Source organism: Polyangium jinanense (assembly GCF_028435365.1).
In genome coordinates this window covers 431,679-453,054 of sequence record NZ_JAGTJJ010000004.1, presented here as the reverse complement: position 1 = coordinate 453,054, position 21,376 = coordinate 431,679, and the positions used below count along the sequence as shown (strand labels likewise).

The following is a 21,376-nucleotide window of genomic DNA, read 5'->3' as shown; positions in this document are numbered from 1 at the left end:
ATCCAGCCCGATCCCCCCTCCCATCCACCCCGCCCAATCCCACCCCCGACGCCCAATTCTGCCCCGCCACACCCGCCCCTCGCCCCACGAAACTCCGACCTCACCCCCGCTCCAATCTCACCACCCGCAATCCTGGCATCCCCCTTGCACAAAGCCCTCGCACGCACCGACGTCACCCACGTCGGACTTTCATTCGACGCACCATCACCCTTCCCCCGAGGAAGAGGAGACCATCCCCCATGAGTGATTCCAAGCATCCCCAGCCCGGCGATCGCAGCATCGACGTCACCGATCTCGACCTCGTCGACATCACCCCCGATCACATTGCCCGGTTGAGCAAGCTCCGCGACGGGTACGCGAGCGCCATCAAGGCCATTCTCCTTGCAGACCCCGCGGTTCGGCAGCGGGCCGGCCTCAGTGAGATCGAGGTCGCCGAGCTCGGAGCGGACTGGGAAACGTCCAAGCGTATCGACGAGGTCGTGCCCGCGGTCGAGAAGCTCCTCGAGCTCCTCCACGAGACGCGCCTCATGCGCAATCACGCGATTGCGTTCCGCCTCGGCGAGATGGCGCATCAGGTACGGCGTCGGGCCGACCGGCTACCCAATGGCACGGAGGTGGCCGCCCCGTTCGAGCCGCTCCTCGCGTATCACTTCGCCGTCGGCCAGAAGATCGCCGCCATGCGCGAAAAGAACAAGAAGGCCGCGGAGAAGACCAAGCCCTCCCCGGCCTGAGCCACAGGCACCCGCCTCCCTAAGAGGGTGTTCCACAGACGTCGTCGGCCCCAGAACCTCACCCCCCCGACCCCCTCTCCGCGCGGCGGAGAGGGGGCGAAAGGCGCTGGATCGAGCCGGAAACTCCCTCCCTCTCCACCGTGTGGAGAGGGAGGGTTGGGGTGGGTGAGGTCCGTACGCCTGCGGAACACCCTCGAAGCTCCAGGCCGCTCGCGGCGGTCCTCAACAGCCTGCGAGACCTTCCGAAAAGGCTCTCGACAAGCGCAGGGCGACCTCTCGGCTCGGCAAGCCAAGGTCCTCGATGAGCTCGAGATCCACCGGTTTGTCAGCGGAGAGCAGGAGCTCCCTGGCCGCCTTTCGACGTGCGGCGGCCAGGGCGCGCCGCGCCTTTTCGTCGAGCTTGCTCTCGACCCAGGAGGCGATCCTCCAGGCGAGCGCCGCATGTCTCGTCTCGTCCGCCGCGATCACCTGCATCGCTCGACGCACCTTCGGATCCCGCGCGTGGGCCGCCTGGAACGTTGCGATCAGCGCTCCGTAGGCCTCGCGAACACATCCCTCCACGGCGTTTTCCCTCGCCATCGCTCGGAGCGTTCGCGCCCGCCTTCGACGCACGTTCGGGGCCAGATACTCCCCCCCGAACCTTTGGGCTAGACGTCTCGTCGTGCGCGTATGCCGCCGCTCGTCCTCGGCGCTCCGTTTCGCGAGCGAAATCAAATCGTCCGGCGCGCCGTGCTTCGCAAGCTCCTCAGCCAAACCTTCGAAAGCCTCCACGCTCGCCGCTTCGAGCGCCGCGGATCCGGCCAGGTATCGCCCCGCCAAACGTCTCGAACGACCCCCACGCGGCCCCGCATATCCCGCAGGCCTCCGCCCACAGGGGTGAAAACCCGTCATCGTGCAGACAACCTCGCACCTGTCCGCGGTCGCGTGGATCGGGCAATCACCCATCGGGTTGAATGCCGTGCAACGCGCCTGGCAGGAGCCGAAATCAGGCATGGCCACGCTCGCGCCGCCGTCCTCGCTTGCGTCCGCGCTCGTCCCCGCATCGACGAGACCTGCCTGAACGAGCCTCGCCCTCGTGGATTCACGCCCCTCGGGCGTCTGGGCCTCCCACGCCTTTTGCGCCTCCTCCTCCGTCGGACAGGAGTGGTGCCTTTCCTCCGTGAAAGGATGCGAGCCACAATCGTAGCTGCCTCCCCCGCTCCCTCCCCCGCAACCGACCGCCACAGCCGCCACGCTCGCCGGCGGAACGGCGAGCGTGGCGATCAAACGAAACATTTTCGATAAGGCACGCGGATCCTGGAGACGCGCTTTCATGGCTTCGTCATCTATATCATGTCCACCTCCTTGGAGGTGACGATCCCGTCCATCGTGTCGAGCAAGCCGCAAGCGCCCTTCGACCCGCGGGGGCCGTGTTCAGGGCTTTCGGGCGCTCGCTGCGTTTCTCCGCACCGGCTAATTCCTCATCCGCTTCAACGTCTCCCGCACCTCCGCGAGCTCCCGCGCGAGCGCGTCCGGTGACAGCTTTCTCCAGCGCTCCACCATCCGCGCCATCGGGTGTTCGTCCGGGAACGTGACCAGGATCATCGGCTGCACACGGAGCGCTTTCGCAATCAGAACCAGCGTCTCGAAGTTGATTCGCACGAGCCCCTGCTCGATGCTCGACAGGTGTCCCTTGTTGAGCCCACTCGCATCGGCGAGCTCGACCAGGGTCATGACACGTTCGGCGCGGAGCAAGCGGATCCGGGCGCCGATCTTGGCGGAGATGGGGTCAGGGGTGTTCCTTCGCGGCATGGTGGTCTCCTCGGATGTCTCGGTCGGGGGGTTGCCCCGACAGACTCCCCCTTACCACCACCACCGCCCCTGGACAAACGTTTTTCGGTTGTCGGGGCACATGAACGGACGATTTCCTGGCGGACTGCCCGCCTGGTTTGTCCGCGGTTGCCTCTCGGCCCGTCGGCGCGGTAGCATCCCGCTCATGTTGCGCGTTCGTCTCTTCTTCGCTGCTGGGCTCGCGACGGCTGCCACCGTCGCCTCTCTCGTCGCCTCCGGGTGCTGGTTCAACGACATGGCCATCGGCTCGGACTGCCCGCCGGATCAGCCGCGGGAGTGCTGCCTCTGCCCCTGGCCGGAGGATTGCCCGGACGGTGCTCCTCCGACGCCCCCCGAGTGCGTCGATGGCGGCACCGAGGCTGGGGATGGGTCGCTCTCCTCATGTACGGACGGCACGTGCGTCGTCCCTGCTCCCGACTGGGATCCCGTGTTTCTCGCGGAGGGCGCGGAGATCAGCGTGCCCGTTTGTCCGGAGAACGCGCCCGAGATCGCCTTCGAAGGAAGGCCCGCGCCGGCGTGGGGACTCGTCTGCCCGACGTGCTCGTGTGACGAGCCCGTCGGAGGAGCGTGCCACGTACCGACGACATGGACCGTGACCTCCGATGCATGCACGGGCGGCGGTGTCCAGACCAATTTCGACCCTCCTGCGGATTGGGAAGGCACATGTTCCGCGACGAACTCGATCCCGGAGGGGCTCCAGTGCGGCGGCGTGCCCTGTGTCGGAGGGATCCTGATCTCCGCGCCCACGATAGAGGAGCCGCCCTGCACGCCACGCGGCAGTGATCCTCCGCCCGAAGTGCCCCACTTCGCGCCCGGAGGTTTTGCCGCACGGTTTGCCCGCGCCTGCGCCCGTACGCCTTGGACTGCGTGCGAAGGCGCGGATGAGGTTTGTCTCCCGCGTATGGGCGCGCCGTTCGCCACGTGCGTGATGCACGAGGGAGACGAGACGTGCCCCGAAGGCTGGCCGGACAAGCACCTCCTCTATGGAGAGGTCGACGATCAACGGCAGTGCGAGGCGTGCTCGTGTGAGCCGCCGACGGGCGCGACGTGCTCGGTCAAGGTGCACGTGTACAGCGAGGCGGCGTGCACGACGGAGCGCTTGGCTGTTGACATCTCGCCCGAGATGGGGGGTGGTTGCCACCTCCTCATGTCCGGGGTTGCGCTCGCCGGCATCGCCGCCGAGGTGCTCGACTACCAGCCGGGCACCTGCGAACCGCACGGCAGCGAGCCGGTCGGGGACGTCTTCCTCACGGGCGCGACAACGTTCTGCTGCCGCGAGCCCGTGAGCTGATCGTGCAGCGTCAGAACCAGTAGAGGAGCGACGCCCCGAAGTTCGCTGTGACGGGCGCCGTGTGCCACCGGATCGGGTCGTCTGCCTCCTTGACCCGCGGGCGATAGAGGATGGATGCGATCTCGGCGTCCACGCGTACCTTCAGACGATCCCCGATCGGATGCTCCAGCAGCCCACGGGCGGCGAGGCCGAGGAAGGCGCGACGGCTCGGCATCGGGTACGTCCGGTTTGTCGTCTCCATCCACGTGGCTCCACCCAGGACGACTCCGCAGAGCCCGAACACTCCGCGCTGATAACAGGGCCCGAGTGTCGTCGACACGGTCTGCGCGCGGACCTGCGTCTCTCCGAGCGGCCGCGTGAGCAGCGGGAACGTCGCGCGCGCATGCGCTTCGAGGGTCCACCGCTCTGCCAAACGAAATCCGCCGCCGAGCTGCACACCGCCGACGACCTCGGGCGCGATGCCCACCGCGAACAGCCCGCCGGCCCCGAGGAACCAAAGGCGTTCGATCGGCACCGCAGGCGCGGGAGGCTCCGGGGGCGCGGGGGGCGGCGGATCCGCGGGCGGAGGCGGGCTCGGCGAAGGGCAGGGCTCCGGCGCTTTTGCAGGCGCGGGCGGCTCCTCCGGGGGCGCTTCGCGGTTCTCCATCCAGAGCGCCGCGGCGAGCGCCGCCTTGTAGAGCACCTCGTGGCAACACATCGCGGCCGGATATTCGCGGTGGACCGTGTCGAGCACGTGGCCGTCCGGATCCGTGAACACGAGATCTACGCCATATCCGCCCGTGGTTGTCCGGACGATACGCGCCGAAAGGACCCGCGACGCAGGTGGATCGAGGAGCGGCCGTGCGAGCACGAGATCGAGCAGGCCCTCGAATTCCTGGAGGCGGTCGCACGCCGGAAGCTGCTTTGCGGAGAGCTCCACCCGGTAGTGGGACTCCTCGGCGTGCGCGGGGGTTTCGGCCAAGAGGGCGAGCGTGAGAGCCGGCACCGCCAAACCGAGCCTGGGTCGCTGTTTGGTTCGGTAAAACACTGTCTCCCGGATTTTTTCGGGGTGCATGTCGATCGTTGAAGGGATTTGGGCCTCGTCGACCCTCTATGGGTGAGGGGACGCTGTCGCGACCGAGAGGTTTTACCGTGAACCAACCCAAAAAAGAAGAATTCGATGAGCTCAGGGAGCTCGTCCCGATTCTTTATGAGCGAGCACGAGCAAAGGGCGTTCACGATCAGGACGCAGACGATGTCATCGCCAATGTTTTCGTCGACGTTTGTGCACGAGAGGATCCGCTCCCGAGCGCGCCGGACGAACGGAAAAGAATCTTTCTGGCCATCCTGAGTTTCCGCGTCCTTTCGCACATCAAGGAGCGCAGGGCGCTGGCACGGCAGGAGCTCGTGGAGGGGCCCGCCTTGGAGCTGCTCGCGGCCGATCCGCGCGACGCGATCGCGGCTTTGGAGGAGCGTCAGCGCATCGAGCGGATCTGGCCGCTCTTGCGACTGGAGTATCGGCGGGCGATCGAGGGCAATGCGCTCGGGGAAAACGCCGAGGAAACCGCGGAAAGGATCGGCGCGAGCGTGAAGTCGGTCGAGACGTGGCTGCGTCGTGGCCGAAGAATGGCTCGTATCGAGCTGGCGGCGCTCGACACGATCAAGAGGCCCCGCGGCATTCGCACCGTGGTGGTCCTGGTCGGGCTCGGGAGTTTCCTCGCGGCGGCGAGGGTCGTCGAGGCATTCGAGGCATGGGTACGCGGGTTCTTCCGTGTCAACGCGCGGGCACTCGGCGTGCCGCTCCGCGTGGTACCGAGCGTCGCGGCCGGTGTCCTTGCATTGGCCATCACGCAGCCAAAGCCATCCGCCTCGGCCCATGAATCGGGGGCGGTCGTGGTGCAGGCGGAGCCGAGGGGGAGCGCGGCGCCGAAGACGGAATCGAGTGCAGATGCGGGTCCTCCCGTCGTGGATGCGCCATCCGTCACGCGCGTGGTCGCGCCGGAGAGGCGGGCGCCGATGGCAGGCCATTCGTCGGGTGCGGGAAAAGCCGATGACCCTGCGTCACCCGATACATGCCTTTTCAAGGCGAAGGCCGCATTGCGACGCGGCAACGCCCGGAGAGCGCTGGAGCTCGTGGAGCTCGACGCGCGCGAGAGGCCGCAGGCTGACGAGGATCGGGAGAACCTACGCGCGGCGGTGCTTCGGGCCTTGGCCGTACAGCGCTGACGACCGGATCGGGTTCGTCGGAAAGTTACGTTGCGCGCTCCCGGGAGGGCGCGAGGGCACCTCTCTGGGCGAGCTGTGCCCTGCGCCCTTCCGGGAGCCTTTTTATCCCACGGTCGCCCGGAGATACGGAAATGCGGGGATCGTGAGGTAAATCCGCGCGCGCTGCACGTTTGCGAAGGACGGCTCGATCCCGAGCTCGGCAAAAACCTCGCCCATGACCCGGCTCCGATCGAATCGCTCGTAGATCGCGCGCACCGAATCGTCCGGGACCGACGCCGGATACCGGATCGACCTCGGCGCGACCCGGAAGCGGCCGTCGGTGCCACGAATGTAGCTGCGTTGCTCGGTGATCGCGCGCTCGAACCGCGTTTGCAGGAAGGCCGCATTGAGCTCCTGCTCCGACTTCCGCGGCCTCGGCGTGTCCCTGCGCTGCAGATAGAACCACAGCATCGGCGACTTCTCGTGCATCAGGAGGTTCGACACGCGCCAACGGTCGAGGTCGGGCATCTTGTCGTAAAGGCGCTGGATGTCGGGGTCGGAGTAGGACATCTCCCAGAAGATGCTCTCCGCTCGATATTTGGCGTACAGGCTGATGCAGGGGCGGACGAGCTCGAGGTCGCATCCCTCCGCCATTTCGGCCAGCGAATCGACGGTGTAGCTGTGCTCGACCGGGTTGATGAGCAGATCGGCGAAGTCGGACTCCTCCCAGTCGCGGTGGCGGCTGATGAACCTCGCCATCGTATTGTCGAGCGCGAACCCCGCGGCGAGCCGCTTGGCCACGGCATAGTCGTTCGCCGACAGCCCGCGCGTCATGATCCGGATCGCCTTCTGGAACGCGCTCGTGATCGTGCGGTGAAACCGGTTGTAGACGAGCAGCTCCAGCAGGCCGTCGGGTTTCATCGCGCGCGACAGTCGCGAGAGCGCGTGGGCGGGGTCATAGGTGTGGTGAATGACGCCCGTGCACACGACGTGGTCGAATGCTCCCTCGTAGGGCGCGTCATTGATGCTCTCCAGCTTGAGCTCCAGGTTTTTCACGCCGAGCTCGGCCGCGCTTTCCGCGCAGATCTCGAGCGATTTGGTGGATAGGTCGGTCCCGAGCACCCGGGCCTTGGGGAAGCGCAGGGCCGTCAAGAGCGCCTGGTTGGTCCCGCACCCGGCGACCCAGATCGACGCCTCTCTGGGCAGGGCGCGATGCTCGTAATCGCCGACCTCCTGGCTCACCATGACCGTCTCGAAATCGGGGTCGGCGAGCGTCTCGAACTTGGAGCTATTCCACGGCCAGGGAAAACGGCTGTAGAAGTCGCCGACCATGTCGTCGACCGCGGCGATGGACTCGGCAGACGGAAGGTTCTCCTCGTCGCTGCGCCTCGCCGTCCGCGCGCCCGGCGAGGCGCTTCGCTCTGCCATGGCGAGGTCGAACGGGAGCGCCGGGAGGTCGGGGGGCGGCTCCGCCTGCGCCTCATCGCTCCCGAGGCGCACGGCCGCGCTCGCGCGGGCCTGCTCGATGCTGCGGGCGAGCGCGGCGATCGTCCGGTTTTCGAAGATGCTGCGCATGTTGAGGTCGACGCCGAAGGATTCGCGGATCTGCAGGATGATCCGATTGCCGAGCAAGGAGTGCCCGCCGAGCTCGAAGAAATCGTCGTCGATACCCACGTGCGAGAGCCCGAGCGAGCGCGCCCATATCGCCGCGAGCTCGACCTCCGCGGGCGTGCGCGGCGGCGCCGACGCGCTTCCCACCGTTTGCCGCACGTCTTCGAGGGACGGCAAGGCGGCCGTATCCACCTTCCCGTTCGAAGTGAGCGGCAGGCTGGGGACGTGGACGAAAAAGCTCGGGACGATGTCCTGGCTGACGAGCGAAGTCATGAAGCTCCGCAGGACACCGGGCGCGAGCGGCATTTCGGACGTGTAATAGGCGACGAGGGCGCCATGGCCGCTCTCATCCTCCCGGAGCACGACGACGCTGTCGCGCACTTTCGGGTGCCGCTGGAGGAGCGCCCGCATACCCGCGAGCTCGACGCGATGGCCGGCGAATTTGATCTGCGTGTCGCTTCGACCGAGGAATTCGAGATCACCCTCCGGGAGCCGCCGCGCGAGATCGCCCGTCTTGTAGAGGATCTCGGAAGGCGCGCGAGGGTTTTCCAAAAAGCTGCCCTGCGCCTCGGCGGGATTCCCGAGGTAGCCCGTCGCCAGGCAATCGCCGGCGAGGTAAAGCTCGCCGGTCGTGCCGTCCGGCACCGGCGCGCGCGACGGGTCGAGGACGTAGGCCCGCGTATTGGGTAGCGGCCGGCCAATGGGGACGCTGTCGAGGCTATCCCGGTGAGGATCGAATGGGTGGACGATGCAGCCCACGGTCGCCTCCGTGGGGCCGTATTCGTTGAAAATCTCGAGGTGCGGCCCGAAGCTCTCCAGCGCGCGCCGCGCGAGCTTCGTCGACAGCGCCTCGCCCCCCACGATCATTCGCCGGATACGGCTGCCCCGGTTGTCACGCGAAACGACGAGCGAGAGGTGGCTCGGGGTGAGCTTGAGGGTATCGATGCGCTCGTCGTGGACGGCGGCCATCAGGGACGCGATGGGCGAAGCGCCCGGATACACGATGATGCGGCCGCCCGCGAGCAGCGGGACGAAGAGGGACGTCACCGTCAGATCGAAGGCCAGCGATGAATACAAAGGAAACGTCGCGGCGCCCGCGCCGGCGTAGAGCTCCTTCGCGCACCAGGCATAACTCGTGAGGGCGCGGTGCGGGATCACCACGCCCTTGGGATCCCCGGTGGTGCCCGAGGTATAGATGATGTACGCAGGGTCCTCGGGGGAGGGGACCGTCGGGAGGGGCTCGGTCTCGGCCGGATCCAGCAAGAGCTCCGGGAGAAAAGCCACGCGTGCAGGGATCTCGCCGAGCCCCTGCGAAATCGACGGCTCGGTCAGCAGGACCGAGAGGCCGGCGTCGCCCACGATGAACCTGGTGCGGGCGTGCGGATGCGCCGGATCGAGCGGTACGTACGCGGCGCCCGCCTTCAAGATGCCCAGCATGGCCACGGGGACATCCGCCGTGGGGTCGAGGAGAATCCCGACCTTGCTCCCCGGCCCGATCCCCCAGCGTCGGAGCCTGCACGAGAGCCGATTCGCTCGCTCGGCGAGCGCCGCATACGTGAGGTTCACCTGCCCGCAGGTGACGGCGACCGCGCGTGGGGTCCGCTCGACCTGCTGCTCGAAGAGCCGGTGCACCGGCTCGGCTCGGGGGTATTGCGCTGCGTTGTGATCCAAATTGAAACGTGAAGTCGTCCGCTCGTTCACCACATCACCGTCCAGTCCCCCCTCTCGCGTGCCCCACAGGAACAGAGGTCTCTGCCCTGTCAAGGGAGAAGCAGGAAATCGCAATGCGGCGGGTATTGCGGGCCTGGCGGGCTGCCCGCGCATCGGCCTTTGGCGTATCCGCGGCGCGTGCTACACCCGTTCCCGCTCTACCCAGGAGATGACCCATGAACCTCTATGATCCTTTCGTGCCGCAACTCATCCAGATCGTGGGCCAGGCGCGTGCGTGGCTCGACAAGGCCCAGGCGCTTGCCGAGCAAAAGAAGTTCGACGTCAACGTGCTCCTCGGCTGTCGTCTCGCGCCGGATCAGTATCCGCTCGTGAGGCAGTTCCAGGCCATCAGCGACGGCGCCAAGTTCACGGCCGCGCGCCTGGCCGGGGTCACGCCGCCCGTGTTCGAGGACAACGAGAAGACCGTCGACGAGATCCGCGCCCGCCTCGACAGGACGATCGCGTGGCTGAAGACCCTCGAGCCCGCGCAGTTCGAGGGCGCCGAGGCCCGCACCATCACCCTGCCGTTCGCGCCGGGCAAGGGGCTCAAGGGCATGGACTTCCTCGTCAAGATGGCCCTGCCAAACTTCTACTTCCACGCCACCACGGCCTACGCGATCCTCCGCCACAACGGCGTGGACGTGGGCAAGCTCGACTTCATCGGCGAGCTGCCGTTCTTCGACGTCTGACCTCGCTCCGCCGATCCCGCCGGACGAAGACCCTCCGCGGTCGTCCGTCGAAAGCCCGCATCACCCCCACTTGCCGCTCCCACGCCCGAGCACGGTCGTGATCGCCGGATCGCGAAGACGGCCCACCCCAAACGTGACACCCTGACGCTCGAACGGGCCGCAATCCCTTCCCCGTCGAGCGAGCCGATCATGACCCTCGAAGATCTCCTCCCCCCGGACCTCAGAGGACCCAACACCACGATCACCCCGATCGCCGCGGGGCTCTCGGGCGCCGGCGTCCACCGCGTCGACGCGGCGGGACAGGCGTTCGTGCTCAAGGTCGCCGCGGAGAGCGAGAGCGCCGAGGATTGGCGGAGTACGCTCCACATCCAGCGGCTTGCCGCAGACGCGGGCCTCGCGCCTCGGGTCATCCACGTCGACGAGCCGAGGCGCGCGGTCCTCACCGAATTCGTCGCCGACCGTTCGTTCGCGGCCTTTTATCGGGATCCGCAGACCCACGAGGCCGCGCTCACCCTGCTCGGCCGCACCGTGCGCCGCATCCACGCGCTCCCGATTCCCGGCGTCGCGCCCATGCGTGATCCCCGCGAGTTCCTCACCCAGCTATGGAACCAGGTCCTTTCCGGCTTCCCCCTCCCGGGTTTCATCGCCCGTGCCGTCGAGCGCGTGCTCGCCGAGGCTCCTCCGATACGTGAGGGCGCCCTGGTCCTCGGCCACAACGATCTCAATCCCTCCAATTTCGTCTATGACGGCGAGGCGATCCTGGTGCTCGATTGGGCCGCCGCCGGGCCGATGGACGCGTATTACGATCTCGCGGTGATCGCCGTCTTCCTGCGCATGGACGGGGGCACCTGCCTGCGCCTGCTCTCGGCCTACGAAGGCAAGCCTATCGCCGAGCTCCCGAAGCGCTTTCTGTACATGCGCCGGCTGGCGGCGGCGCTCGCCGGCGCGATGCAGCTCTTCCTCGCCTGCCAGATGAACCACGCGGGGGCCACCGGCGCCGAGACGCCCGAATCGACGCTCTCGCTCGGCGAATTCTATCAGCGAATGATGACCGGCGCGCTGAAGCTCGGCACGGCGGAGGGGCAGTGGGCGTTTGGTCTCGCGCTGCTGAAAGAGTGCCTCGCGCTCTGAGCCGCACGCCAGCCGCGGGGGCGGGGAGGACCTCCGTCAAAACCGCCCGCCCACGCCGATCCACGCCCCACCCGGCATCGGCACCACCCGCGCAAAACGCTCCATGCGCGCCGTCTCCCCGGACCCCGCGGGCCCGGGCGTGGGGTTGTCGAACCAGTACGTTGCGATGGCGGCCACGCCGAACACCGTCGACATGGCGAACGAGCCGATCGCCCCGGTGCGCAGCACGTCCCGCGACGTGCGCGCCGATTCGTAGGCTTCGAGCGTGCCGAGGTCGATGTTCCCCTGCTCGGTGCGCGAAAGCAGCCGCTGCGCCGCGTCCTCCTGCAACGCGGAGCTCACGGCGAGCGCGAAGCCGGAGACGAAGGCCACGCCCGCGCCGACCACGAGCCCGTACGAGACGCGACGCTGGCGGGTCGTCGCGAGGGAGACGTCGAGGCGGTTCGTCCCGCCTCGCTCGATCATCACACGCAACGTGCGCGGATCGTGGCCACGTTTCGCGACGGTGACCACGTGCGCCCCGGAGGGCAGCTCGATCGGCGAAACGAGCGGCGCCTCGCCCTGCGAACGGCCGTCGACCTGGATCGAAGCGCCCCGCGGCGCCGTCACCGCGAGGAACGACGGACGCTCGCGCAGGTTGATCTCCACCGGCAAGATCGCCCCCTCCACGGCCACGATTTCACGCGTTTCTCCGATGAAACCCGGCGCCGAGACGACGACCGCATGTTTGCCCGCGGCGATGGCCTCGATCACGGGCACCGTCGTCCGCTCCGTGCCGTCGATCGTGATGACGGCGCCCGGCGTCTGCGTCGTGATCAAGAGCCGCGCCTTCGACACCGACGCTTCGATGTTCTTCTGCTCGAGGCTCGCCGCGATGGCCTGGAGCTCGCCGAGCGCGGCCACGACGTCGGCGCGGCGCCCTCCCTCGGGCACGAGCTCGAGATAGCTGCGGAAATGCGTGATCGCGGCCTCCAGCACGGCAGGATCACGCGCGACCGTGAAATGGCGGCGCTCGGCCTGCGCGAGCGAAAAAAGGACGGTCGGCCGTTCCGGCGTCAGGGCGTGCGCCGCCCGGAATGCGTCGACGGCGTCGGCATATCGACCCGCCTCATAAGCCTGCGCGCCCGCGGTGAACAGGATCCGCGCCTCCTCGACCGCATCCCCGGCGCGCGCCGGGCCCGCGAAGGCCGAGGCGAGCATCGCCGCGACGAGACCATACACGACGCGCTTCATTGGAGCTCCGGGATCGAGCGATACAGCTCGAACCCGTCCTCCGTCTGCACGGCGATATCGTCGACGCCGTCGTGATCAAAATCGGCCGCCGCGAGCGCGCGCACGTGCATGAGCGGCAACACCTGGACGGGCGCGGCGGTCGCGTCCCTGCCTGCGTCGAGCTCGTACCGATAGATGGCCTGGTCACTCGCAACCAGCACGTCGAACCCCTTTCCCCGCGGGGATTTTACGCACGTGAGCGCACGCACGCCCGAGCCGTCGGGGTCGAGCGGCGCTGACACTTGCGCGTCCTTCCCGAGGTCCCCCGTCTCGTTTCCCCACAGAATCACGAGAGAGCTCGGCGTGTCCGGGGAGCCGGTCCGGACGAGCGCGTCCTCGTGCCCGTCACCGTCGACGTCGGCGACGAGCAGGTCCGCGTCGATGGAGAGCGTCGCGGCGAACGGCTGCGCGGCGCGGGGCTGGAAGGTCGCCGACGCTTCATCGTAATCGGCGACCATCACAGCGGCCTGCTTCTGCTCGCCATGGGCTCCGACGAGGACGACCTCGTCGAGCCCGTCGTCGTTCAAGTCCGCCGCCGCGACGAGCGCGCCATGACGGAACAGGATCGCGTCCGTCCCCTCCACGGGGGAAAACCACGAATCGAGCGCCTCACTCGCAGCGGGCAATCCCGGCGGGCCGTCCTCGAAGGCCTCGACGCGGAACAGGCGCAGGTCGCGCGTCGCCGGATTCACGCCGAGTGCCGCGATGTCGGCCGTTTCATCGCCGAAATTCCCGAACGTGAGCGCGATGGGCAAGAACGAGCTGCCCTCGCCCCGCAAAGGCAAGGCCGGGTAGATGTTGCGCGACGTCCGCCCCTGGAGCACCGCCAGCGCGTCCGAATTGTGCGCCTCGGCCTCGAAGACGACGGCCACCTCCGCCATCGCGTTCATTCCCGTTTGCCCCACGTAATGACCCGCCGTGATCTGCTCGACCGACCCGGCCTCCACCGCGGCGACCGCCGACGTAGGCACGCCAAACGGTACGCCGAAGCTCAAAGCGATTTGATCGACGAGCTCCCCGTTTTCCCCGTTCTGCTCGCTGAAGACGATATCGTCGAGCAAATCGCCGTCGACATCGCCGACCGTGAGCAGCCGCGCGGAGCCATGCGTCGAGATGACGGCCGGGGAGAACACGCCGTCACCCGCGTTGTTCAAGAAATCGAGGTCGACGACGCCCGCCGTGCTCGCCACGACGTCGAGCGCGTCATTGCCGTTGAAATGCCCGATCACCGCCTCGGACCAGGCCGCCCCGAGGTTGCCATACGCGAGCTCGTACCCCGCCGGGCGAGAGATCACGATCCCGCGCGGGACGATGAAATCCACATGGCCGTCGGTGTTCAGGTCCGCCATCGCGAGCGGAAATGTGGCGTCACCCGCGGCCTCCGGCAGCATGTACGGCGCCGCCTCGTTTGGCATCCCCCCGTTTTTTTTCGAGACGAACGTGCCATCCCCGAGCCCGAGCGCGACGTACGTCTGCCCGCCCGCGCCCACGACGAGGTCGAGGTGCCCGTCCACGTCCACGTCGGCGACGAAGACCCCACGATCGATGGGGGCTTCCGGCGCGAGCTTCACGTCGAGGGGCGCGCCTCCCGTATTCCACTCCACCCCGAAATCGCCCAGCCTGCAAGGCGTGAACACGGGCACGGTCGTGGCCCCGCGATACGCGACGAGGATCTGCTTGCACGGCACGGCCTCGTCGAGCGCAGCGGCGAGCATGGGCACGGCGCCGATGACCTCCGCTTCGCCTCCCGGCATCGGCGAGAGCCCGGCGGGAGGGGTCCCGTCCGCCGCGATTCCCGTGAGCAACGCGCCGTTCTCGACCGAGTCGGTGAGCGCCACGATTTCGTCCCCCGGCGCATCCGGCAGGACGTCGACGAACAAGAGCCGCGCGGATGTCCCTTGGCTCAAGATGATCGAAGGGACCATCGCGAAGCGGGCTGCGTCTTCCGAGTACCCGCGCAGGATCGCCACGCCCTCGCGGTCCGCGAAGGCGATGTCGCGGTACGCTTCCCCCGTCCCAGCGCCGACGGTCGGAGCCGCGATCTCGAACGGGAGCTCGGTGAGCGTCTCGGACAGGGAGAACCCATGCGAGGAGAGCGCGCGCGCGGGCCGGAGTCCCGCGGCGTCCGGCGCGCCGAGCAGCAGGAGATCGGGCGCGCCGTCGAGATTAAAATCCCCCACGCGCAAGGACGTCGGCCAGGTGTACCCCACCCGCTCGCCCGTGGGCTCGATCGTGCCCGACGCGCGACGACAAACCCGATTGGACCCGCACCCGAAGCCAGCCGGGCACCCGGGCTCCGGGAGCGTGGGGTCACAGACGAAGCGGCACTCGTTTGTCGCGCCCATCGGCGCGCACGAGCCCGGCGCGGGCGCGTGGCCATCACAATCCTCGCCCGCCTCGACCACGAAATTGCCGCAAACGCCCTCCGACAACGTGGGCAGCGGCGCGCACGCGGGCGCCGCGAGGGCGAGCACGAGGGCGGCAAAGACGCGCGCAGGGGACCGAGCACCCGCGCGGCGCATCAGAAGGGCTCCAGGTCGCCCGGGACCTTTCCTTTGGGCCCGGTCCCGGCCTTCTGGGTGCGCAGCGTGGGCTTCGTCGGCTTGAGCTCGACGGCGAGGACACGATCGACGTTCGGTACCACCGTGACCTCGGCGGACGTGTATCCCTCCGCGACAAACCTGAGCTCGATCGGCGCCTGTCCTCGCTCGAACACGAGCGGGCCGGGCACCGTCCCGAGGAGTTCGGCGCCGCGATAGACGCGCGTCTCCTTCGGCGCGGACGAGACGTTGATCGTGACCTCGGTCCGCGCGGCCGAAGGCGAAGGCGCCGCGGAAGCCGGGGCCACCGCGGGGAGCACCTGCGCGGTCTCCGTGGGCGCCGCGGCCGGCGGAGGCTCGGGCGCGCGCGCGGACGCGGGCGTCGGCGCGGGAGGCGCGCGGTGCGAGAGGGTCACCAAAAACCCGATCGCGGCCGCGAGGGCCGGTGCGAGCCCGAGGACGACCCACCGCGAGGACCGACCGGACAAGGACGACACGCGCCCGCTGCCCAGCGATCTGGAAAGAGGCGCCTCGCTCGGGGTGTCCTGCGGCTCCTCCGCATTGCCTTCATGCTCCGTCTCGCCGGCTTCTTCCGGCGCGACGACGTCGATCCGCAGCGAGCTCGGCGCCGGGAGCGAGGGCACGCCGCTGGCCCCGCTTCGCGCCGAGACCCGCTCGATCCGCGCGACGAGCGCCTCGTTTCCCGGGGAAAACGGCGCGAGCGCGCGGGCGAGCTCCCCGACGTTCGTATATCTGTCGCTCGGCTCCTTTTCGAGGCAACGCACCAGGATCGCCTCGAGCGCGGGCGGCACGTCCGCGCGTACCTGCGCGAGCGGCTGCGGCGGATCGCGTACGACGGCCGCCATCATGTCCGCCATCGTGCGCGCGGGAAACGGCAGGCTCGCCGTGACGAGCTCGTACAGCACGACGCCGAGCGACCAGATGTCCGCGCGCGCATCGACGTCGGCCGCGCTGCGGAGCTGCTCGGGCGCCATGTAACTCGGCGAGCCGAAAATCTGGCCCGACTGCGTGAGCGCCGACGGCGCCGACGGCGTGTTCTGCGCGGCCATCTTGGAGACGCCGAAATCGAGGACCTTCACGATCTTCGTCTCGTCCGGCTTGCGGGCGAGAAACAGGTTCGCGGGCTTCAGATCGCGGTGCACGATCCCCACCGCGTGCGCCGCGGCGAGCGCGTCGCAGGCTTCGAGCACGTGGCCCACGGCGACGGAGATGTCGAGGGGGCCCTCGTCATGCAGCACATCGGCGAGGTCTTTCCCGTCGAGCAGCTCCATGACGATGTACGCGCCGCCTTCGGGCAGCACGCCGGCGTCCATCACGCGGGCGACGTGATCGCTCTGGATTTTGCCTGCGGCGCGCGCCTCGCGGATGAAGCGCGCGATCGCATCGGCGTCGTAAGCGGAGTCCTCGTGCAGGACTTTGACGGCGACCGGCTGCTCGAGGTCGACGTGCGTCGCCAGGAGCACGAGCCCCATTCCTCCCCGGCCGATCTCCCGCTCGATGCGGTATTTGCCGGCGATGACCTCCCCTACGGTCGCCACGTGTTTCCCCTCCGCTACGAAGCCGCGATCGACCGCGGCTTGCATCCCACGAGAATACACGAAGCGATAGTCCCCGTATGCTCGTCCGACTGTCAGAATTCTGCCTTCCCGCATCGGGAGCTTGGCGGGGGCCGCCTGCGCAAATTCCCAACGGACGTCGAGATCCTGCGATTCGGTCTTTCTCCTACAAAAGCGGGAAACTCCTGACCTCGATCGTCGCGCGAAATCAACCGAAGTGAAACGTCACCCAGGGACAATCGACGCGCCCTTCATCGATGGGCCACGTTCCGAAGGTAGAACCCGCGCGCGGTTCCGCTCGAGATCCCGTGGTGCATCGAACGAAGTCGCTGCCGAAAAGTTGGCCCACCGTGGGCGCCTGCTGTCATGCACGCGCAGGTGGATCTGCGCGCGCTCCCGCCCGATGTCCTGCTCGTCCTCCTTGCGGCGGCGGCGCTGCTCGCTTTGGTGCAGACCGCGCGGATTGCGTGGCGGGGCTTCTGGCGGCGGCGCACGATCGCGGTTCGGCGCGAGCGAGGCGCGGCGGGCGAGCTTCGCGCCGAGGGCCTGTTGCGCGACCTCGGCTTCACCATTCTGGGCCGGCAGGTGGCCGTCTCGTACGGCGTGCGGGTCGACGGCGATCCGGTGGCGATCGACCTGCGCGCCGATTACCTCGTGGGCTGGGGCGACAAGCGTTACGTGGCCGAGGTGAAGACGGGCCGCGCGGCGCCGCGGATCGACACACCCGGCACGCGCCGCCAGCTCCTCGAATACCGCATCGCGTTCGATGTGGACGGTGTCTTGCTGGTCGACGCCGAGGCGGAGCGGGTACACGCGGTGGAGTTTCCGCTCGGCGAAAGCGAATCTCCGCGGCCCTCGCGCCTGGCCTGGCTACTCGCGGGCGTTGCAATCGGCGCCATCGCTGCGACGACGGTGCGGTTCGCGCTCTGATCGGTCGGTCCGTCCGCCATTCAAGCCGGGGTCACGAACACGGTCGCCAGGAGCTCACCTCCCGGTGCGGCCTTGTACATCACCCGGATGACGCGGAACTTCGTCTCCTGCCCGTTCTGCTCGAGGAGGAGCAGTTCCCCTTCGCGCGGGATGGTGGGCCCGCGGAAGACCTGTATCAGCTCCCAGGATTCGTGGCAGATGCGGTGCAACGACGAGGACAACATGGCGTGCGCCGGAAGCTACCACGTCTGCACGACGGCGGGAGTCCTTGCTGCTCGTTCTGGGCGGCCACCCGAGACGGTGGTACGGTATGCCATGTCGTCGTCGGAAAGCCCCACGGTCATGAAGCCTTACGCGTTTACCCGAGGGGAATGGCAGGCCGCCGCTCCTCCGGCCCGTATTGCTGCCCGCCCCTTGAAACTCGTCACGTGGAACGTGTGGTTTGGCGCCCACAAGTTCCGCGTGCGGCAGGAAGCGCTGCTCGCGGAGCTTTCCCGACGGAGCCCCGACGTGATTGTGCTGCAAGAGGTGACCCAGAAGCTCCTCGCCGCCATCGTCGAGGCCCCCTGGGTTCGCGCCGGTTATCAAATCTCCGACGTCGATGGCAGCACCTTCAGTCGCTACGGCGTCCTCTTGCTTTCGCGGATTCCCATCCGACGCCTCGTCGTGCTCGATTTGCCGACGGAAATGGGGCGACGCCTCCTTTCGGCCGAGCTTTCGTGTGGCCTCACCGTCGCAACGATTCACTTGGAGAGTACGTCCGAGTGCACGGCCACGCGGGTTGCCCAGCTCGGCATCATCCAACCTTACCTCGCGGCATCGAGCCCCGACGTGGTCTTCGCGGGCGACATGAACTTCGCGCCGGACGCCGCGGCCGAAAACGCCGCGCTCGATCCCACGTTCGTCGATGTATGGCCTGCGTTGCATGGGGATCGTCCGGGCTTTACGGTCGACACGAACATCAACTTCATGCGTTACGTCATGCACGCCGAGCATGCCCACAAGCGCATCGACCGTGTGTTCTTGCGCAGCCGCGCATTTTCGCCCCGCGCGGCGACGCTCGTCGGCGTCGAGCCGATCGACGAAGAGGATACGTTCATCTCCGATCACTTCGGAATCGAGGTCGAGCTCGCGCCTTCGCTTGCAGCGCAATCCTGAGAGGGTGGTTTCATGGTCTTCCACGACGTGCGTGATCACTTGAACGACGGTCTCGATTGGCTCCGCGGCTACGCCGACAAGCTGCTCATGGAGGCTGGCGCCGCTCGCGAGCTTCTCTCGGATGGTCCGAGTACGCGATTTCGCGCGTACGCGAGCGATACCTGGGGCGCACGGTCGAGCCCTCCATGGTGCTCCTGAATCGATTCATCATCCAGGCGGCCGAGGCGCTGATCGAGGCCAAGAAGGATACGGCGGTCGCCATCGCCGACGAGAAGCGCCTCTTCAAGCAGATCGAGCAGGAGGTAGAAGCTGCCAAGGAATGGGAGCAACGTGCTCGTAAGGCCAGCGAGGCCGGCGACGACGTCCTCGCGAAGGAGGCGCTCGCCCGGCAACAAGCGCACGCGGGGTTCGTCTCCCAGTTGCGAGCGGACTGGCAGGAACAGAGAGAGATCGTCGAGGAGCTCAAGGGAACGCTGCGGCGCTTCAATCATGCGATCGAGCAAGCCAAGTTTGCGAAAAACCGATTGATCGCACGAAAGCTCGTGACACGCACCCGGTTGCTCGAGGAGCAAGCCGCACGGATGGACCGCTTCGTCGAGATGCTCGACTTGCTGGTGGAGTTCGAAGGTACGCGCCAGCGGGGCGGACCGGGGCAGCGGAGGAATTCCGTTCCTTGAGCTGCAATCGTCGGGTGGGCGATCAGCCAGGGCCGACGTCTCGCAATCGACGAACCCGTTCCAGAATGGCCTGCCGATTCCTCGGGCAGCGGACGGCGTATTCGTCGATGACGTCCGTCATCGAAGCAGCGTGAGGTGCCCGAGCACCTTGCCGAGCTCCGCCTTTTCGAGCGGCGCTACGCCCAGCGACGTGGCCTTTCCCCCGAGCCGACTCTCTTCGATCACCTTGTGCGTGACGCCGGCAGCGGCGAGCGCCGCTCCGACCTCCCGCAACGCCGCTTCCGTCTCGACGGCGAGCACGATCTTCGTGAACGTGCCATTCGCCCAGGCGCGCGCAGACTCCGTTTCGGCGGCGAGGAGATAACCTGCCATGGAGGCATGCGCGGCCTGGCTCGCGAGCACGCCCGGTCCGAGTGCGAGAATCTCGCGATTGATGACGATGTATTGAACCACCGGCATGACAAGATCCTCGCAGAAAACGATCCTGCCGTCGATGTCCGGCGCGTTGTCGCAATCTGGCACAGTTCGCGCAAACCCTGCACAACCGCGAGACCCTGGAACCCTGGAGTGCTGCCCTCCCCTGGCCTCGGCGCGGTTCTTGCCAAGGGCGCCCGCGCCATCCTACCGAGAGGTAACATCTTGATCCGACACATCATTTCTTCGATTCTCGCCGTCGCGCCCATCGCTCTGCTTTCCTCGACCGCCGCCGCCGGACCGAGCCTGGCCCGCGCGCTCGCCATTGCTTGCGAGTCGAACGAAGCCGATTGCGATGCGCCGGAGAAAAGCCTTTCCGCCGCCGTCTCGCGGCGCGTCCTCGTCGGCGACGTCGTCGAATACCGCGTCGATCTCCGCGTCGGCCCCGGCACCTACGACGTCATCGGCCTCCACCGCGTCGTGCGCGAATCGGCGCCGAACGTCCCCGCACCCACCAGCAAGGCCGTCATGATGGTCCATGGCGACGCCTGGGATTTCGAGTCCGCCTTCCTTGCCGCGGGCCCTTCGCCGGACGGGGCGAGCTTGCCGGTGCACCTCGCCTCGCACGGCATCGACGTCTGGGGCGTCGATCTCGGCTGGACCCGCGTCCCCGCGAGCGAGACCAATCTCTCGTTCATGCAAAACTGGGGTTTTCAGCGCGACGTGCGCGACATCGGCACGGCGCTCGGCGTCGCCCGCGTGGTCCGCGCGCTCTCGGGCCAGGGGCACGGCCGCCTGCATTTGCTCGGCTGGAGCCGCGGCGGTCAGCTCGCGTATGCGTATGCGGGCGCCGAGACCCAGCGGCCCTCAGGTCTGCGCCACGTCGGCGGCCTGATTCCCGTGGACATCTATCTCGAAACCGACGACCCGGATTTCCGCGCGGGCGCCTGTCAGCGTCGGGCCGACCAGCGCGCCCTCGTCGCCGCGGGGCAATACGCAAACAATCTCGGAGGGCAGCTCGGGCCGCTCGGCTACCTCGCTCAAATCGATCCCATGGGCCCGTCGCCCGCGTTCCCGGGGCTCGACAACGAGCACGCCGCCATGACGCTCGGCGCGGCCACCTTCCTCTTGATGCCGCAGCCGCCGGTCCCCTCGTACCACCTCACGGGGGGCCTCTGGGACGCGGCCGGCGTGCAGGATCTCGCGTATGCCGATCCGGCCGTCTGGTTCGACGTCCTCGCCCGCGCCAAACCCTGGCAGCCCTGGGCCATGATTGCGGACGCGGACGCGGCCACCTGCGACGATCCGCAGGATGACGTGCCGTTCGACGATCACCTCGCCGACATCACGGTCCCGACGTTCTACGTCGGCGCCGGCGGCGGGTTTGGCGCGGCCGGCATTTACACGACCACGCTGCTCGGCAGCCAGGACGTGTCGAGCCACGTCGTCCAGCATTACCCCGAGGAGTATCGCCTCCTCGACATCGGTCACACCGACATCTTCCAGGGCTACGACGCGGAAGCGCTCTTCTGGGAGCCCATCCGGAGCTGGATCACGGCGCACTGATCGGGCCTCGCTCTCACGTCCGGGGGCGCTCGAAGGTTTTCCCGGGGATCCTCGGGGGCCCTTGG

The 21,376-nt window shown here is 67.9% G+C and carries 20 protein-coding genes; 11 read left to right on the top strand and 9 right to left on the bottom strand.

Going from position 1 to position 21,376, the window contains the following annotated elements:
• Positions 1-239: 239 nt before the first annotated feature.
• Positions 240-731, top strand: a complete 492-nt coding sequence (locus tag KEG57_RS13250; RefSeq protein WP_272419739.1) for a hypothetical protein — start codon at positions 240-242, stop codon at positions 729-731.
• A 222-nt stretch (positions 732-953) separates the two neighbouring features.
• On the opposite strand, the gene KEG57_RS13245 is transcribed toward KEG57_RS13250, so the two are convergent.
• Positions 954-1,310 carry a hypothetical protein gene (locus tag KEG57_RS13245; protein WP_272419740.1) on the bottom strand — a complete coding sequence of 119 codons (357 nt, stop codon included), beginning with the start codon at positions 1,308-1,310 and terminating at the stop codon, positions 954-956.
• A gap of 313 nt (positions 1,311-1,623) precedes the next feature.
• Here KEG57_RS13245 and KEG57_RS13240 point away from each other — a divergent pair, with 313 nt between their 5' ends.
• The gene (locus tag KEG57_RS13240) at positions 1,624-1,791 is read left to right on the top strand and encodes a hypothetical protein (RefSeq protein ID WP_272419741.1); all 168 of its coding nucleotides are present in this window, start codon (positions 1,624-1,626) and stop codon (positions 1,789-1,791) included.
• A 392-nt stretch (positions 1,792-2,183) separates the two neighbouring features.
• Here KEG57_RS13240 and KEG57_RS13235 read toward each other — a convergent pair whose 3' ends face one another.
• A complete protein-coding gene (locus KEG57_RS13235; protein WP_272419742.1) occupies positions 2,184-2,522 on the bottom strand; it encodes a helix-turn-helix domain-containing protein in 339 nt (112 codons plus the stop codon).
• 184 nt (positions 2,523-2,706) lie between these two features.
• Here KEG57_RS13235 and KEG57_RS13230 point away from each other — a divergent pair, with 184 nt between their 5' ends.
• Positions 2,707-3,852 (top strand): hypothetical protein, encoded by a 1,146-nt coding sequence (locus KEG57_RS13230; RefSeq protein ID WP_272458507.1) that lies wholly within the window; start codon positions 2,707-2,709, stop codon positions 3,850-3,852.
• A 10-nt stretch (positions 3,853-3,862) separates the two neighbouring features.
• Here KEG57_RS13230 and KEG57_RS13225 read toward each other — a convergent pair whose 3' ends face one another.
• On the bottom strand, positions 3,863-4,837 hold the full coding sequence (locus tag KEG57_RS13225) for a hypothetical protein (RefSeq protein WP_272458506.1): 975 nt from the start codon (positions 4,835-4,837) through the stop codon (positions 3,863-3,865).
• A gap of 146 nt (positions 4,838-4,983) precedes the next feature.
• Here KEG57_RS13225 and KEG57_RS13220 point away from each other — a divergent pair, with 146 nt between their 5' ends.
• Positions 4,984-6,057 carry a sigma-70 RNA polymerase sigma factor region 4 domain-containing protein gene (locus tag KEG57_RS13220; RefSeq protein ID WP_272458505.1) on the top strand — a complete coding sequence of 358 codons (1,074 nt, stop codon included), beginning with the start codon at positions 4,984-4,986 and terminating at the stop codon, positions 6,055-6,057.
• Positions 6,058-6,159: 102 nt separating this feature from the next.
• On the opposite strand, the gene KEG57_RS13215 is transcribed toward KEG57_RS13220, so the two are convergent.
• The gene (locus KEG57_RS13215) at positions 6,160-9,348 is read right to left on the bottom strand and encodes an amino acid adenylation domain-containing protein (RefSeq protein WP_272419746.1); all 3,189 of its coding nucleotides are present in this window, start codon (positions 9,346-9,348) and stop codon (positions 6,160-6,162) included.
• 185 nt (positions 9,349-9,533) lie between these two features.
• Between KEG57_RS13215 and KEG57_RS13210 the strand changes: the two genes are divergently transcribed.
• A complete protein-coding gene (locus tag KEG57_RS13210) occupies positions 9,534-10,046 on the top strand; it encodes a DUF1993 domain-containing protein (RefSeq protein WP_272419747.1) in 513 nt (170 codons plus the stop codon).
• A gap of 189 nt (positions 10,047-10,235) precedes the next feature.
• Entirely contained in the window at positions 10,236-11,177 is a 942-nt protein-coding gene (locus KEG57_RS13205; RefSeq protein WP_272419748.1) for a phosphotransferase, read from the top strand.
• Positions 11,178-11,213: 36 nt separating this feature from the next.
• Here the strand turns inward: KEG57_RS13205 and KEG57_RS13200 are convergent, their stop codons facing one another.
• Genes KEG57_RS13200 through KEG57_RS13190 form a run of 3 tightly spaced genes read right to left on the bottom strand, consistent with a single transcriptional unit; the run spans position 11,214 to position 16,548 of the window.
• Positions 11,214-12,410 carry a PEGA domain-containing protein gene (locus KEG57_RS13200; RefSeq protein WP_272419749.1) on the bottom strand — a complete coding sequence of 399 codons (1,197 nt, stop codon included), beginning with the start codon at positions 12,408-12,410 and terminating at the stop codon, positions 11,214-11,216.
• On the bottom strand, positions 12,407-14,971 hold the full coding sequence (locus tag KEG57_RS13195) for an FG-GAP repeat domain-containing protein (protein WP_272419750.1): 2,565 nt from the start codon (positions 14,969-14,971) through the stop codon (positions 12,407-12,409). The genes KEG57_RS13200 and KEG57_RS13195 overlap by 4 nt, the downstream gene beginning before the upstream one ends.
• Positions 14,971-16,548: a serine/threonine-protein kinase gene (locus tag KEG57_RS13190; RefSeq protein WP_272419751.1), complete on the bottom strand. Its 1,578-nt coding sequence runs from the start codon at positions 16,546-16,548 to the stop codon at positions 14,971-14,973. The genes KEG57_RS13195 and KEG57_RS13190 overlap by 1 nt, the downstream gene beginning before the upstream one ends.
• Positions 16,549-16,932: 384 nt before the next feature.
• On the opposite strand from KEG57_RS13190, the gene KEG57_RS13185 reads away from it, so the two are divergent.
• The gene (locus tag KEG57_RS13185) at positions 16,933-17,496 is read left to right on the top strand and encodes a hypothetical protein (RefSeq protein WP_272419752.1); all 564 of its coding nucleotides are present in this window, start codon (positions 16,933-16,935) and stop codon (positions 17,494-17,496) included.
• A 20-nt stretch (positions 17,497-17,516) separates the two neighbouring features.
• On the opposite strand, the gene KEG57_RS13180 is transcribed toward KEG57_RS13185, so the two are convergent.
• The gene (locus tag KEG57_RS13180) at positions 17,517-17,720 is read right to left on the bottom strand and encodes a hypothetical protein (RefSeq protein ID WP_272419753.1); all 204 of its coding nucleotides are present in this window, start codon (positions 17,718-17,720) and stop codon (positions 17,517-17,519) included.
• A 190-nt stretch (positions 17,721-17,910) separates the two neighbouring features.
• Here KEG57_RS13180 and KEG57_RS13175 point away from each other — a divergent pair, with 190 nt between their 5' ends.
• Genes KEG57_RS13175 through KEG57_RS13165 form a run of 3 tightly spaced genes read left to right on the top strand, consistent with a single transcriptional unit; the run spans position 17,911 to position 19,331 of the window.
• Positions 17,911-18,654 (top strand): endonuclease/exonuclease/phosphatase family protein, encoded by a 744-nt coding sequence (locus KEG57_RS13175; protein WP_272419754.1) that lies wholly within the window; start codon positions 17,911-17,913, stop codon positions 18,652-18,654.
• A gap of 12 nt (positions 18,655-18,666) precedes the next feature.
• Positions 18,667-18,852, top strand: a complete 186-nt coding sequence (locus KEG57_RS13170) for a hypothetical protein (protein ID WP_272419755.1) — start codon at positions 18,667-18,669, stop codon at positions 18,850-18,852.
• Positions 18,840-19,331 carry a PspA/IM30 family protein gene (locus tag KEG57_RS13165; protein ID WP_272419756.1) on the top strand — a complete coding sequence of 164 codons (492 nt, stop codon included), beginning with the start codon at positions 18,840-18,842 and terminating at the stop codon, positions 19,329-19,331. Before KEG57_RS13170 ends, KEG57_RS13165 begins: the two co-directional genes overlap by 13 nt.
• A 117-nt stretch (positions 19,332-19,448) precedes the next feature.
• Here the strand turns inward: KEG57_RS13165 and KEG57_RS13160 are convergent, their stop codons facing one another.
• The gene (locus KEG57_RS13160) at positions 19,449-19,790 is read right to left on the bottom strand and encodes an aminoacyl-tRNA hydrolase (RefSeq protein ID WP_272419757.1); all 342 of its coding nucleotides are present in this window, start codon (positions 19,788-19,790) and stop codon (positions 19,449-19,451) included.
• A 180-nt stretch (positions 19,791-19,970) separates the two neighbouring features.
• Here KEG57_RS13160 and KEG57_RS13155 point away from each other — a divergent pair, with 180 nt between their 5' ends.
• Positions 19,971-21,311: an esterase/lipase family protein gene (locus KEG57_RS13155; RefSeq protein WP_272419758.1), complete on the top strand. Its 1,341-nt coding sequence runs from the start codon at positions 19,971-19,973 to the stop codon at positions 21,309-21,311.
• Positions 21,312-21,376 lie beyond the last annotated feature (65 nt).

Excerpts from the sequence above, each read along its gene's own strand:
- KEG57_RS13200 (WP_272419749.1), bottom strand. The coding sequence starts at position 12,410 with ATGAAGCGCGTCGTGTATGGTCTCGTCGCGGCGATGCTCGCCTCGGCC.
- KEG57_RS13195 (WP_272419750.1), bottom strand. The coding sequence starts at position 14,971 with ATGCGCCGCGCGGGTGCTCGGTCCCCTGCGCGCGTCTTTGCCGCCCTC.
- KEG57_RS13165 (WP_272419756.1), top strand. The coding sequence starts at position 18,840 with ATGGTGCTCCTGAATCGATTCATCATCCAGGCGGCCGAGGCGCTGATC.
- KEG57_RS13245 (WP_272419740.1), bottom strand. The coding sequence starts at position 1,310 with ATGGCGAGGGAAAACGCCGTGGAGGGATGTGTTCGCGAGGCCTACGGA.
- KEG57_RS13250 (WP_272419739.1), top strand. The coding sequence starts at position 240 with ATGAGTGATTCCAAGCATCCCCAGCCCGGCGATCGCAGCATCGACGTC.
- KEG57_RS13180 (WP_272419753.1), bottom strand. The coding sequence starts at position 17,720 with ATGTTGTCCTCGTCGTTGCACCGCATCTGCCACGAATCCTGGGAGCTG.
- KEG57_RS13210 (WP_272419747.1), top strand. The coding sequence starts at position 9,534 with ATGAACCTCTATGATCCTTTCGTGCCGCAACTCATCCAGATCGTGGGC.
- KEG57_RS13235 (WP_272419742.1), bottom strand. The coding sequence starts at position 2,522 with ATGCCGCGAAGGAACACCCCTGACCCCATCTCCGCCAAGATCGGCGCC.
- KEG57_RS13205 (WP_272419748.1), top strand. The coding sequence starts at position 10,236 with ATGACCCTCGAAGATCTCCTCCCCCCGGACCTCAGAGGACCCAACACC.
- KEG57_RS13185 (WP_272419752.1), top strand. The coding sequence starts at position 16,933 with ATGCACGCGCAGGTGGATCTGCGCGCGCTCCCGCCCGATGTCCTGCTC.
- KEG57_RS13160 (WP_272419757.1), bottom strand. The coding sequence starts at position 19,790 with ATGCCGGTGGTTCAATACATCGTCATCAATCGCGAGATTCTCGCACTC.
- KEG57_RS13230 (WP_272458507.1), top strand. The coding sequence starts at position 2,707 with ATGTTGCGCGTTCGTCTCTTCTTCGCTGCTGGGCTCGCGACGGCTGCC.
- KEG57_RS13170 (WP_272419755.1), top strand. The coding sequence starts at position 18,667 with ATGGTCTTCCACGACGTGCGTGATCACTTGAACGACGGTCTCGATTGG.